Origin of the sequence: Facklamia sp. P13069, assembly GCF_050409405.1 — a bacterium.
GTDB lineage: Bacteria > Bacillota > Bacilli > Lactobacillales > Aerococcaceae > Facklamia.
The window spans coordinates 17,289-30,809 of record NZ_JBNUPN010000023.1; the positions used below are offsets into that span (position 1 = coordinate 17,289).

At 35.6% G+C, this 13,521-nt stretch carries 16 protein-coding genes; 5 read left to right on the plus strand and 11 right to left on the minus strand.

Annotated elements, in window-relative coordinates; translation table 11 throughout:
• Positions 1-213: 213 nt before the first annotated feature.
• The 4 genes from ACQV2T_RS07400 to yedF form a co-directional block, all read right to left on the minus strand.
• Entirely contained in the window at positions 214-2,163 is a 1,950-nt protein-coding gene (locus ACQV2T_RS07400) for a PTS fructose transporter subunit IIABC (protein WP_428893459.1), read from the minus strand.
• Positions 2,164-2,174: 11 nt separating this feature from the next.
• Entirely contained in the window at positions 2,175-3,092 is a 918-nt protein-coding gene (pfkB, locus tag ACQV2T_RS07405; RefSeq protein ID WP_428882078.1) for a 1-phosphofructokinase, read from the minus strand.
• Between the two features lie 180 nt (positions 3,093-3,272).
• Positions 3,273-4,460 carry a cobalamin-independent methionine synthase II family protein gene (locus tag ACQV2T_RS07410; RefSeq protein WP_428893460.1) on the minus strand — a complete coding sequence of 396 codons (1,188 nt, stop codon included), beginning with the start codon at positions 4,458-4,460 and terminating at the stop codon, positions 3,273-3,275.
• 21 nt (positions 4,461-4,481) lie between these two features.
• Positions 4,482-4,823 (minus strand): sulfurtransferase-like selenium metabolism protein YedF, encoded by a 342-nt coding sequence (yedF, locus tag ACQV2T_RS07415; RefSeq protein ID WP_428874535.1) that lies wholly within the window; start codon positions 4,821-4,823, stop codon positions 4,482-4,484.
• Between the two features lie 214 nt (positions 4,824-5,037).
• Between yedF and ACQV2T_RS07420 the strand changes: the two genes are divergently transcribed.
• Positions 5,038-5,382: a carboxymuconolactone decarboxylase family protein gene (locus ACQV2T_RS07420; RefSeq protein ID WP_428893461.1), complete on the plus strand. Its 345-nt coding sequence runs from the start codon at positions 5,038-5,040 to the stop codon at positions 5,380-5,382.
• Between the two features lie 13 nt (positions 5,383-5,395).
• Here the strand turns inward: ACQV2T_RS07420 and ACQV2T_RS07425 are convergent, their stop codons facing one another.
• From ACQV2T_RS07425 to ACQV2T_RS07445, 5 genes are all read right to left on the minus strand, one after another.
• A complete protein-coding gene (locus tag ACQV2T_RS07425; protein ID WP_428874533.1) occupies positions 5,396-5,716 on the minus strand; it encodes a branched-chain amino acid transporter permease in 321 nt (106 codons plus the stop codon).
• A complete protein-coding gene (locus ACQV2T_RS07430) occupies positions 5,709-6,407 on the minus strand; it encodes an AzlC family ABC transporter permease (RefSeq protein ID WP_428874532.1) in 699 nt (232 codons plus the stop codon). The genes ACQV2T_RS07425 and ACQV2T_RS07430 overlap by 8 nt, the downstream gene beginning before the upstream one ends.
• A gap of 17 nt (positions 6,408-6,424) precedes the next feature.
• The gene (locus ACQV2T_RS07435; protein ID WP_428874531.1) at positions 6,425-6,895 is read right to left on the minus strand and encodes an HAD family hydrolase; all 471 of its coding nucleotides are present in this window, start codon (positions 6,893-6,895) and stop codon (positions 6,425-6,427) included.
• Positions 6,896-7,166: 271 nt separating this feature from the next.
• The gene (locus tag ACQV2T_RS07440; RefSeq protein WP_428874952.1) at positions 7,167-7,544 is read right to left on the minus strand and encodes a hypothetical protein; all 378 of its coding nucleotides are present in this window, start codon (positions 7,542-7,544) and stop codon (positions 7,167-7,169) included.
• A 44-nt stretch (positions 7,545-7,588) separates the two neighbouring features.
• Positions 7,589-7,969 (minus strand): hypothetical protein, encoded by a 381-nt coding sequence (locus tag ACQV2T_RS07445; protein ID WP_428874529.1) that lies wholly within the window; start codon positions 7,967-7,969, stop codon positions 7,589-7,591.
• Between the two features lie 273 nt (positions 7,970-8,242).
• On the opposite strand from ACQV2T_RS07445, the gene ACQV2T_RS07450 reads away from it, so the two are divergent.
• A complete protein-coding gene (locus tag ACQV2T_RS07450; RefSeq protein ID WP_428875984.1) occupies positions 8,243-8,902 on the plus strand; it encodes a PHP domain-containing protein in 660 nt (219 codons plus the stop codon).
• A gap of 147 nt (positions 8,903-9,049) precedes the next feature.
• On the opposite strand, the gene ACQV2T_RS07455 is transcribed toward ACQV2T_RS07450, so the two are convergent.
• Positions 9,050-9,961, minus strand: coding sequence for an AEC family transporter (locus ACQV2T_RS07455; RefSeq protein ID WP_428874527.1), 912 nt, complete (start codon positions 9,959-9,961; stop codon positions 9,050-9,052).
• Between the two features lie 105 nt (positions 9,962-10,066).
• Entirely contained in the window at positions 10,067-10,441 is a 375-nt protein-coding gene (locus ACQV2T_RS07460) for a thioesterase family protein (RefSeq protein ID WP_428893462.1), read from the minus strand.
• Positions 10,442-10,611: 170 nt separating this feature from the next.
• Here ACQV2T_RS07460 and ACQV2T_RS07465 point away from each other — a divergent pair, with 170 nt between their 5' ends.
• From ACQV2T_RS07465 to ACQV2T_RS07475, 3 genes are all read left to right on the plus strand, one after another.
• Entirely contained in the window at positions 10,612-11,571 is a 960-nt protein-coding gene (locus ACQV2T_RS07465) for a tRNA dihydrouridine synthase (protein WP_428893463.1), read from the plus strand.
• Positions 11,572-11,668: 97 nt separating this feature from the next.
• Positions 11,669-12,676, plus strand: coding sequence for a signal peptide peptidase SppA (gene sppA, locus ACQV2T_RS07470; protein ID WP_428885300.1), 1,008 nt, complete (start codon positions 11,669-11,671; stop codon positions 12,674-12,676).
• Position 12,677: 1 nt separating this feature from the next.
• On the plus strand, positions 12,678-13,457 hold the full coding sequence (locus ACQV2T_RS07475) for an RDD family protein (RefSeq protein WP_428874523.1): 780 nt from the start codon (positions 12,678-12,680) through the stop codon (positions 13,455-13,457).
• Positions 13,458-13,521: the final 64 nt, after the last annotated feature.

The window sequence follows — 13,521 nt, forward strand, 5'->3', positions numbered from 1 at the left end:
CTTAATATTAAACAATCTTCCAAACAATTTCCATATTAGTTTGATTAGAATTTGATTTGAAAAGCGCTGCATCTTCTAATAATCTCAACTAAGATTAGCGATGGTTAGCGATTAATCAAACTTTACTATCTATATATTCTCACAAAGCAATAAACTAATAACTATAATTATATAATTTATCAAAATTTAGTTAATAATATACCTATTGGGTTATTACCCCTTCTTTAATTGACGGGTGTAGTTTAGTAAAAAGGCTGATACTATACTACCTATTAACCAAGATAGAATATACATGATTGGGTTGCTTACCCCACCTGCTGCTATCGCAAAAACACCTCCATGAGGAACTAAGCTAACACATTCAAAAGCCATTGAAAGTGCACCGGCTAAACCTGCACCTAAGGCTAGACAAGGAATAACGCGTAAAGGGTCAGCCGCTGCAAAAGGTATTGCTCCCTCGGTAATAAAGCTAGCTCCCATGGCATAATTCACATAGGCCGAAGATCTTTCTTGTTTTGACCACACTTTTGGTTTAATCGTAGCGGCTAAGGCAATAGCCATAGGCGGAACCATTCCACCAACCATTACTGCCGCCATAACATCTGAACCCGCCCCTTGAGCTTGAGTGACTAGAGCTGTTCCTGTAACATAAGCAGCCTTATTAATGGGGCCTCCCATATCAATAGACATCATAGCTGCTACTGCAAATCCTAATACAATGCCCCATTCTCTTGGAATTGATTCAATCGCATTCATTAATCCCGTCATCACCGCACCCATCGGACCATTCACTACAAATAGCATTAGCAGACCTATCATTAGAATACCCAGAACTGGGAATATGAAGATTGCCTTCATACCCTCAAGGGTTTTAGGCATCCACTTGAAGGCAATTTGCAGTCCTCTTATAATAGCGCCTGCTAAGAAACCCGCTATCAGAGCGCCAAGAAAACCGGAGGGTACTAGATTTTCAAAAATGCCTTGTGGTGCATAAGCAGCTAAAACACCAGGATTAGCAAAAATCCCACCCATTAATCCAACTATTAGTCCTGGACGATCTGCAATTGATTGACCGATAAATCCAGATAAAATTGGTAGCATCATGGCAAAAGACATTCCACCAATTGTTTTTAGTATTTGAGCAAATACATTATAGTCTGAACTGCTTGGGTCAGCAGAATTTATACCCCAGAAGAAAGAAAGTGCAATCAAAATCCCACCGGCCACAACGAATGGAAGCATATGAGAAACGCCATTCATTAAATGTTTGTAGAATTGACGACCGATTGATTCTTTCTCACCAGAATCTTCTATCTCATTTACCTTTTCTCCCTTAGCGTGAAAGATAGGAGCGTCGAGACGAACGGCCCTATTTATTAATTCATCGGCCTTATTAATTCCATCTGAAACTTTAGTAATGATAACCGGCTTGCCATCAAATCGATTCATTTCAACCTGTTTATCTGCCGCTACGATAATTGCATCGGCCTTTTTAATATCCCCTTGATTAAGTTTGTTACCGATACCGGCTTGCCCGTTTGTTTCCACTTTAATACTGATCCCAGCTTTTTTAGCTGCTTCTTTTAACTTTTCTTCAGCCATAAAGGTGTGTGCTATCCCTGTTGGACAAGCGGTAACTGCTAAAATATAAGTATCTGATGATTCAGAAATTATATTTTTTTCACTTTTAGCTTGAGCAGTTTCTTTTAAATCTGCTTCTTCAGAAAATAAATCAACCACTTCATGAGCATTCTTAACAGACATCAGTTGATCAATCATTCCTTCTTCCATCAATTTTTTTGACAAGGAAGCAATTGCCTTCAGATGCTCATTTGATGAGTTTTTTGGCATTAAAATCATAAAAATTAAGTGAACATCTTTTTCATCTAAAGCTTGCCAATTAATGCCTGCTTGGGAACGCGCAAAAATAATAATTGGCGTTTTTACCGTTGATGATTGAGCATGCGGCATGGCCACACCGTTACCAACTCCAGTGGTTGAGAGTTGCTCTCTTGCTTGTAGCGATTGAAATAATTCTTTTGGATCCGTTACTCCTCCGACTTGATCGAAATTATTAACAAGACTCTTTAAAGCCTCTGATTTATTACGAACAATCAGATCAAGATCCATCACTTCAATATTTAATAATTCTGACAGCTGCATAACTTTTCCTCCTAAAGTTCTTGTATTTTGATTTTATCCACTAAAGAGTCCATTAACTTTCGCTCAGCTATACCTAAAGAAAAAGCTGTTGCCGCACCAGCAGCCGTTCCCACCTTTAAGGCATTCTTAAACGACTTTGAAGATTGGTATTCAGCCATAAAGCCTGCTAACATCGAATCGCCTGCTCCCACAGAATTAACCAATTTTCCTGGAGCTGACTTGGATCGATAAATTTTACTATCGCTAGTTAACAATATAGCTCCGTCAGCCCCTAGGGATACTAATACATTTTGAGCACCTTGTTGCTGTAAACGTTTGGCATATTTTATGACATCCTTGTCCGTGTGAATAACTGAATTGAAAATATCAGCCAATTCTTGTTGATTGGGTTTAATTAAAAAGGGACGATAGGTTAAGCATGATGTTACTAATTCCCGGTTTGAATCTAATATGAAATTGACCTGGGTTTTTTGGCACAGTTCGCCTATCCTTTCGTAATCTTTCGCTTCCATACCTGGAGCTAAATTCCCTGATAAAAATACGGTATCACCTTTTTTTATTTTTTGCTTTAATTGACTAAAGAACGCCTCATATTGAGGTCTCAATATTTTAGGACCTTTGGCATTTAGTTCTGTTTCTTTCTTACTTTTCAGCTTCACATTGATACGTGTTTGACCATTCACTTCAATAAAATCATGTGCAATCGAATGTTTTTTTAATAAATTGGTTAAATAATTCCCAGTGAACCCACCCATAAATCCCAAGGCACAAGAAGCTATTCCAAACTCTGACAATAATAGTGAGACATTTAAACCCTTACCTCCAATAAGATAGGTTTCTGAATCTATACGATTTAATGCTCCTTCCTTGAAGTCCCTGGTCTCTATAAAATAATCGAGGGCTGGATTAAAGGTTATAGTGTAATTCATAGACTCCCCCCTTAAAAATTTATTAGTTAACGAACAAAATTTTAAAGTTGCTTTAAGTAAGCGTTTCCTGATTAATGTTTACATTATAGAAAAACTTTACCTTTGTTTCAATATTTCATATAAATTTTATTTATAAAGCTAGACAAAAAAGCAACTAGCCTATGCTAGTTGCAAAAAGAATTATTGACAGTGATTCTGACGTAATTGTTGAGCGGCTTTAGACATATTTGTTAATTTGGCTTCGATTATTTCTTCAGGATTTAACGGACGATTGGCAAATGTTGCAAAGCCACAATCCGGATTCAGCCAAATTCTCTCTGGTGGCAAGAACTCTAACGCTTCTTCAGCTAGAGCCATAATTTTTTCAACTGATTCAACCTCATCTGATCGCGGATTAATGACACCTAAGCCTAGTATAATTTTCTCATCTAAAAAGTTATTATAAAATAACTTGGATATTTCACCAGCTCTTGGGGTTGAAAACTCAAGAGCCAACATATCGACAGTTAATTTATTAAAGAAGCTACCTAATTTATCGTACGCTCCCTCTAATAATACACTCTCATCTTTTGTCCAATTTCCTCGACAAACATGGACAGCTGATAAGCAACCTTCCAAACTATTTATTTCATCTAGAACAGGTTGAATAAAAGACTGAGCAAACATTAATTCTTGGTCAACCTTGACCTTTGCAGATAAGGTTCCTCAGTAGAAGGAGGTATCCCCTTGGGCTCTTTGAAAAACTACCTCTGAAAGAATCGGTTCATCAATTTGGATGACGCGCGCCCCATTATCATATAAACGATGAATGGTGTTTTTCAATAATTCAACAACATCTTTACCCAATTGACGTCTACTCGCATAAGCTTGATCACTTACTCCTTCTACCCACATTGATCGGGTTAAAAGGTATGGACTAGGAAGAGTGATTTTATAAGGTTTATTAGTTAAGCTTTTAATTAACTCCTGCTCTTGAGTACATAAATCGGCTTCCAAATCGAGCTTACCGACACAGACTGGACTATTCATTGAGTTATCTGAAGCATCCATCTCTTCTAAGGATTGCACATAATCCTCATTATTTCCAAGCAAGTCATTAATTTCCTCTGTAGAAAAAAGTTCGATACCTTCAACTTTTTCAGCAACATAAGACATAAAATTATCTCTTGAAATTTCTCCACTTACAACTACATCAATGCCCGCACGCTTAAAGAGGTCCATGACCTCTTTAGTTTCGTCATGAACCAGCTGATTGTATTTATCACACTCACCAAAATGTTGACAAGCTTCCTTGGCAGCGAGTAATTGAGGCGACCGTGGCATCGATCCAATTAATGTCGTTGTAAACGGCTTAAAGGTCGTTTCCATTATTTTACCTCACATTCTTTTTTAAGGTTCAATTACTAATTCACTTTCAGTTAAAATATCAACAACTTCACGCATTGTTGTAATTTGACCAACCATAATATACTTTTCTACTTCATAGTACTCAGTGCAAATACCGCATGAAAGAACTTTGGTTCCTTTATCTTCCATTGCTTTCAAATCTTCAATTGAGTCTGAGCCCTTGCAAGCTAACTTAACAGCTTCACCATATAAAAGGATATGCTTTGGCGCTTTATCAGTGTTAGCTAGCGTATTTAAAAAACCTTTCATCAAATTTTCTGTTAGAGGTTTTTCACCTTCACCCATACCAGTACCACGTAGAACGATATCATAAGCTTTTGACATGTGATTAATCTCCTTTTTGTTTATTTATAAACTTAGTATACTCGATAAAATTTTAAATATTAAATTAGATTATTAAATAAATAACCGTCATTTATGAAAAATTTATATATATAATTTTTTTGAACATACTTTCATATAAAAAAGCTATACTAATAGAGAATAACTTTGCAGAAGGAATCTTTATAGGACTGATTACCGTAAAGGTTTAGAAGAAGTGGGTGCCAATACACAATTTTTAACAGAACTTAATCCTGAATACCTTCAACATTATAGTCAGCTTGCTGCCATCTTAGCAAAGCCCTCGGCTCCAGATGCAGTTACTAAAGAGTTAATTATTCTTGCTGTTGCTATTAATCAACGCTGTGAGCCATGTATTGCTGTTCATGTTGATCAATACATAAAAGCAGGAGGAAATTACGAGCAATTATCGGATTTAGACAATATTGCTATTCTTATGGATGGTGATCCAGGTATGGCCTTTGCCGGTAAGGTGTTAGATTGCTTCGATCGGTTTTTAAAATATATTAAAAAGCCAGAGGCATTTGCTCTGGCTTTTTAAGCATAATGAAAATTTATTGAAAAATAGTTTGAACCAATACCATATACAAAACTGTTCCTCCCAAAATGGAAAAGACAGTAGAATGTCGCCATTTATGTAAAACGAATACCAAAAAGCAAGATATTATAGCCGCTATCGTTCGCTGAGAAGTATAGGCAATATCTTTAAATGAATAAATCAATAAGATTGTCATAATGGCATAAGGAAAAACTTGCCCCAAATAAATAATCCAAATAGGAGTTTTCCTTTTGAAAATAATAAAGGGAGTAGCTCTAATAGTGATTGTCACAATGACCATAACGACAATCAACATGATAGAATGAAGGTTAGACATAATCTGGTTGGCCTCCTTTAAGTCTATTTTCAATTAGTAGAAAAGCAATGACAACAAGCATTGACGGCAGCATAAAATTATCTGGTCCAAATATTATGAAAAATATAAACCCAACAGTCATCCCTAAAAGAGCAGGCTTGTGATTATTGGTAGCTTCCCACTGATTGAGAACGACGACAAAAAACAATGCTGTTAGAGCAAAATCAATGCCCTCCGTTGAAAAAGGTAAGAGATTTCCTACTAAACTACCCGCTACACTACCAAGAGTCCAATACATATGATTGAGTACTGTGACATAAAGGGAATACTTCTCACGTTCAATTCCTTCAGGTAAGTGGTCTGTACATACCAAAGAAAAAGTTTCATCCGTAAGGCCATGAATTAAATAGAGTTTGCGCCAACCTTTTATCTTTTTGTATCTTTCCAACTGACTAATACCATAAAATAATAAGCGAAAATTAACCATAAAGGTTAAAATAACTGTAGCAAATAAGCCAGTGGATGAAGAAAGAATGACTGGTGCTAAAAACTGGATAGACCCTGAGTAGACAAAAAAGCTCAAGCATAATGCCCAAATCCAACCAAAGCCTTTAGCCTGCATCATAATACCAAAACCTAAGGCTAGCATGAGATAAACGATACCAATTGGCAATGTCTTTTCAAAGGCATATCTCCAATGTTTTTTATCCATTTTCTAACTCCTTTAACTTAATGACGTAAAGTAGCTTTAATACGCTCAGGCTTAAGCAAGATGTTAAGCGCTGAATGAATATTAGGTGCAATAATATCGGCATTACGAATACTAACAGTGGATAGCCCTTCATTTCCTATAACAGCTATTGATAAAGCAGCTACACTCATCATTTCTCCATCGTTATAGCCATTGCCTATACAGGCACAGCTTTTAGAATCTAATTCTTCAAGCAGTAGTTTCTTGGAGATAGCTGCTTTACTCGAAGGAAAGGTAGCCAGTTCAACTGGAAGTTTTTGACACTGTTGTTTAACAGTTCCATAGGTATCAGCAGTGGCGATAAAAATTTTAACATTTTCTGAAAGACTCGAAAGAAGTTCTTCCACTCCTTCAATTAATTTCCCGTCTTCAGCGATGGTGCCGTTAAAATCAATAATCACATTAGAAATTTTGATCACTCCATTACCTGGAATTTCGTATTTTATCATCTTTATCTCCTTAAACACATCTTTATTTGAGACTGAAACGCAGAGCATTTGTAAGCGTTTTCTCGAATGCTTTTAAAAATAAGATTACGTATTAAAAATACTGAAACGCGCTCACTTATAAGTATACTATTATTTAATCAAATATCTCTTAAATTTGAATGAAAAGTCCCTAAGAAAGTTCTCATATACTTTCACTAGACAAATTAAAACGACCTCTATTAAAAATAGAGGTAGATTTAGTTCTCGATACTCATTTAGTGGTTTTCAATTTTTAAATTGAATAAGTTCGCGTTAAAGCGTATTCGACGACTAAATAAAAAGTGAATAAGCTTATTACAATAATAGCTCCCTTTTTAAGTACAATTTTCACTTCAGGATCCGTTCTATAATAACGCGCTCGACTAACTATCCCTTTCTCTATATTATTTAATTTATTCTCTGGCAATTGTTCCATATAATCTAATTTTGAATCAATATCATCTTCACCCTCATAACCATGTATTTTAGACAGCACAGACACGGTTGAATAATCGTTCTCCTTATAAATAATATAAGAATCATAAATCGGTTTTACTAGTAAATACGCAAGTGTACTGATTATTATAAAAAAGAATAAAGCCCGAATCTTAAAATTTGAAAAATATTTCATTTTTCTCCTCCTTATTGCTACTCTTTCATATTTTCAAACAGCTATTAGAATAAAAAGCCCGATTTACTTATTATAAACTCAAAAAGTAGATATGGAATTATTAACATTGATATAAGAATCCCACCACGTTTCAAAATAATTTGTTCTTTGGAGACCCCATGAAAATAATGAGCCAAATCAATTTTAGCTTCTTGATCATAGGTGAAATTTTTTGACGGTTGCTTATCAATAAACTCTAGTACAGGATCTGATTCCTCTTCTCCGTCATAACCATAAGCCCTAGCAATTAAAGTAACCGTTTCTAAATTATTTTGTCTCTGTTCGTCCATCTGCTGCAAGTATCGATCCACATTTTGATAGGCAAACAAGAAAATTAAGATTGAGATTAAAGCTATTCTTATTCTTGTGTCTTTTAACAATTTCATAAAAGCGCCTCCGAAGCATTTAATGCTATCCTACCAGTTTTGTAAACGTTTTTCCATTAAAATTTTTCTTTCTTATTATCTTTTAATAAAATCATTTTATTTATTAAATTGTTCTGTCATTATTTATTATTTTTTCTAATAAATTTAAAGCTAAACTTGCTAAATCATTGATACAAATGTATTAATAAAGACTATAAATAAATTTTTAAGATTGTTTTTCAATTTGAATAGCGAGGTAAGCTTACGTAAAATAGGGATGTTGAACAATATTTAATGTTACAAACTTATAAGAGAGGATTATCCAATATGTTAATCGACCTACATATGCATGAGAAGACATTTTCACCCGATAGCTTTATGAAAATTGAGCAGATTGTCGAAAGAGCCAAACTAATCGGACTTGATGCCGTTTGTATTACAGACCACGACTCAATTGGTTTCATGACTTTAGTTGAAGAGGCTCAACAACGTCTCGATTTTCCAATCTTTGTGGGGGTGGAATATCTAACTACTGAAGGCGATGTCTTAGCCTATGGAATTGACGAATTGCCTGAGCCGGGCCTATCAGCTCAAGAATTCATTGATTACGTGAATAAAAAAGGTGGAGCTTGTACAGCCGCTCATCCCTATCGTAATAATAACCGAGGCCTTGGTGACCATATTTATAAAGTTAAAGGCCTTCATGCAGTTGAAGTGTTAAATGGCAATTCAACTTTAGAAGAAAATCAACAAGCCTTTATTACAGCCAAAGAACACGGTCTACAATGTGTTGGTGGAAGTGATTCTCATCATTTTGGCCAAGTAGGTGTTTACGCGACATATTTTCCTAACCAGGTTTCAACTATCCATGAACTTGCTCAAGAATTAAAAAAAGGAAACTGTCAACCAGTTATGGTTAAGGGCCATCAAATTATCGAAACAGTCACTGCATAAGCAGAAAAAGAGCTAGCTCAATGTACTGACCCCCTAAAGTTGGACCATGAAATCCAACTTTAGGGGGTCAGTACATTATGCAGATCTTTTTTTGTTAGTTTTTTTATGTATGGCTGGCATGAAAATTTCTCCTCCTCTGTCTTCAAATTAAACGAAAGCCAAAAAGGCTGGACTTAAAAAGAGGGATAAAATAATTGATACAAAAGTTAGTTTAGAAGCCAAAGCGACATCTAAATCGTATTTAGCCGCTAAAATAGGCGTGGTAGCCCCGGCGGGCATGGTCGCCATCACCACACACATACCTGCTATTTGCTCATCTACTTGCAGAAATTTTAAGCTCAGCAAAACGATTAAGGGTATAAGGAGCATTCTAACACCTACAAACCGTATAACCGCTTTCTCAAAAAGAGCCTCCATTTTAACCGAACCAATAATTGAACCGATGGTAATCATGGATAAAGGAGTAACTGTGCGACTCAAACCATCAAAACTATTCATGATAAAGCTTGGTATAGGAATTTGGCTTAAACCCAGCACCAATCCAAAGATAACTGCCAAAATCATTGGGTTTTTTATAAAAGAAAGAAGCGTCTCTTTAAAACTCTTTTCTTGTTTTACTAATAAAGAAATACCAATTGTATAGGTAAAAATGCGGTGAGGTATTAAATAAACGGCGGCTAAAATAGCGCCTAATTCACCAAATAAGGATGTAACGATGGGTAATCCAGCAAAACCGGCACTGTTACAAAGGGTCGCATAATGTAAAATTTTAGCTTGTTTTTCCGGCAAATCCCGAAAAAAGAAGCCGCCGAAAAGGGTTATCGTTGTATAAATAATAGTAGCAATGATTAAAGTTTGAAAGCTTAGCTCAATAATGTTCCAAGTTATATTAAAAAACGACTTAAAAATAAGTGCGGGAACAAGTATCTCAACAATTAATTTAATTAAAGCTGGACGATTCTGATCCGTAATCATTCTTTTTCTATAGGCTAGCACACCTGCTAAGACATAAACAATTAGAACTAATTGGATGCTCAGCATCTCAAAAAAAGTTGCCATTAATGATCCTCCCTATACCTTTTTATTAACCCCCTCATCTTAACATAGTTGGTTTGCAAACTGAATATCTTTCAAACACTTTCAAGGCATCGATCAATGAAAATATTATTTCTTAAGCTTTGCTATAAAACGCTCGATATTCACAACAATTCTTTGATGAGTTGCTTGACCAATTAATTGTTCTTTATCATAAGCTTCCATATCTAAAGTGAATACTCTTCCTTCTCTTTTACATTTTGTAATAATAATCTCAATTTCGCTCATAGTCGAACTCGCTTTTAAATGTTTGACTTCAAGAAAGATACCTACTGTGGTTTCTAAAGTTGTATCTTCAATATTTTTCTGACAAAGCTCATAAGCTGCATTTTCCATATAAGCAATCATCGAAGGTGTCGATAAGACTTCTAAAGCACCTGATCCAATTTTAGCAGCTGAATGTTCATTCTTTACAGAATATTTTTTGGAAAATTTTGCTTTCATTTTTATCCTCCTAAATTATTTTCAGTAAAATTATAGCATACAGATAGGGCTAGTTGTTTTTCCTAAAGAATTAATAGAGGATTCCTGTATTATATTTGCATCCAGCCTCATTTATGGTAATCTTTTAAAGATTCTATTTTTACAAAAATAAGCGAAAGGAGTCCTAAACTATGCCACAAAACTTCTGGCAAAACTTACCCAAACCCTTTTTTGTTTTAGCCCCTATGGAAGATGTAACCGATGTTGCTTTCCGACATGTTATTGCTAAAGCTGGAAGACCTGATGTTTTCTTCACTGAATTTACTAATTCTGAATCCTACTGCCATCCTCTAGGCAAAGAATCCGTACGAGGTCGTTTAATCAAAACTGAAGATGAACAACCCATAGTAGCCCATATATGGGGTGACCGGCCTGAATTCTTTGAACAAATGGCGCATGGAATGGAAGAAGAAGGCTTCGCAGGTGTCGATATTAATATGGGCTGTCCAGCACCTAACGTCTTTAAACATGGTCGTGGGTCTGGTTTAATTTTAAGACCACAACTAGCTGCTCAATTAATCCAAGCCAGTAAAAAAGCAAACCTTCCTATTTCAGTCAAAACGCGTTTAGGCCATCATCAAGTGGAAGAATATAAAGAATGGCTGAAGCATTTATTTGAACAAGGTATTGCCAACCTCTCCATACACTTAAGAACAAAAACAGAAATGTCTAAAGTGCCCGCTCATTGGGAACTAATTGGGGAGATTAAAAATTTGCGTGACCAATACGCCCCACATACCCTCTTAACTGTAAATGGAGATATTGCTGATCGGCAACAAGGAATGGAGTTATACAATACTTATGAGATGGACGGTATTATGATTGGCCGCGGTGTTTTTCAAAATCCATTTGCTTTTGAAAAAGAACCTCGTCATCATTCTGCTAAAGAATTGATTGATCTTTTTCGCTATCATTTGGATCTCTTTGATTATTACGATCTCCACCCTTTCCCTGCTTTAAGAAGGTCTTTTAAAATCTATTTAAGAGAATTCAAAGGAGCACACGAATTAAGAGTCCAACTAATGGAAGCAGAGGATTCCATCCAAGCGCGTGAAATACTCATTGATTTTGAAAAACAACACTTATTATAGAAAACACCTAACTAACAGCTTTTTATAGTTATAAACAGCTTATCATTCCAAACCGACATTAAAAATGTTAAACTAAACTCAAAGGAAGGTGGCTTATATGTCAAAAAAAAAATGGATAGTAATCGCTTTTGCACTTGTTTTAATTGTCGCTTCTAGCTTATCGAAAGTTTATAATGAACCCACTGATATTACCTACAGTGAAAAATGGGCGAATGAAAGACTAAACTCCTTGCTAGGCATTGGACAAGATTATATAGAAGAAATTCGAGAAGATGGCTCTGTAGATCAACGTATTCTAGTTATCCCAATTGAAGGAGTGATTGGAATAGCGTCTCCTACTTATGATCAGCAACTTATTATGGATACCATCGAACAGATTCGAACGGATGAATCTATTAAGGCTGTTTTATTCGAATTAAATACTCCAGGTGGAGGAGTATACGAAACCCGTGAAGCTTATGACTTATTTAAGGAAGTGATTGCCGAAAGAAAGATTCCTGTTTATGCTTCTATGGGGCAAGTAGCCGCATCAGGTGGCTTCTATTATGCCATGTTAGCCGATAAAGTTTATGCTACTCCTGAAACAATCACTGGCTCAATTGGAGTAATTATGTCTGGTTACAATATGAGAGAGCTTTATGACAAAATAGGTGTTGAACCCTATGTTTTTAAATCTGGAAAAATGAAGGATTTAGGCTCGAGTGCACGTAAAATGACTAAGGAAGAAGAGGAAGTATTCCAAGAATATATTGATGAAGCCTTTAATCGTTTCGTTCAAGTGGTTGTCGATGGTCGTGATATGTCAGAAGAACGGGTGCGTGAGCTAGCAGATGGTCGTATTTATACCGCCAAGCAAGCTAAAGAAAACGGCTTGGTTGATGATATTCTATACTATCGTCAAGTAATCGATCTTATTCGCGAAGAAAACGACTTAGCAAATGCTCAAGTTTTTGAAAAAGCAGCCCCTCAAGACCAATTTGCCTCATTCTTCCCTACATTTATGAAATCAGAAGATAATTATGCAAAACAATTTGATCAAGTTCTTAACCGTGTAAAAGAAGAAGTTCTTCCTCAGATTGAGTACCGCTGGGAAGGTGGTAAGTAATATGACATCAGTTAAATTAGATAAAGAAGAACTTAAGACGCTTTTAAATCATTCAAAAGAAGAAAAAAAAGATTCAACTAAAGTTATTGAAGAAGTTCCTCAAGATAGTACAGTCATTATTGAAGAGCAAACGGACCACTCTAAGGACAACAATATAACAAAAAATAACTCGTCTTCTTTAAATTCTAGTCAAGCAAATCATTCCGGACTCAATCCATTCAGCAATCATGCAGCAAGAGAGGAAGCTTTCAAAGAGACTAAGCAGTCTGACATTGATCCTATTCAAATGAAAATTGCTGACCAACAACTGAGAGAAAATGGCTACGACTATCTTCCTAAGGAGGTTTATGCTGGGTTCTGGCTTCGTTTAGCAGCTTATATGGTAGATTACCTATTCATTCTTCTCCTGACTAACCTTATAACGAACATTGTAGGAGAAATGAATAAAGACTTATTGTGGGGTGTTTTACCTATGTTCTTTAACTTAGCTGTATTTTGCCTTTACTTTTTCCTAATGACTTTCGGTCTGAATGGCCAAACACCCGGAAAAATTTTATTTAATTTAAGAGTTGTGCCGATTAATACCCAATCGAATAAATTAAATATATCCACTTTATTAATGCGTGAATTTTTTGGTCGTGTTATTTTCTACTATGTACCATTTATTGCTGTCATCCTTATCTTCACAAGCAAACATCAGCACCCTTTAGATATGCTGACTGATACGACAGTGATTAATGAACGTTATCTAACTGCCTTTGCTAAGTGGAAACTCGTTTAAAACAAATAAAAGGGGCTGTATCATAAGTCCATTTTTGCTATAACCTTTAAAATAAGACCCGAGA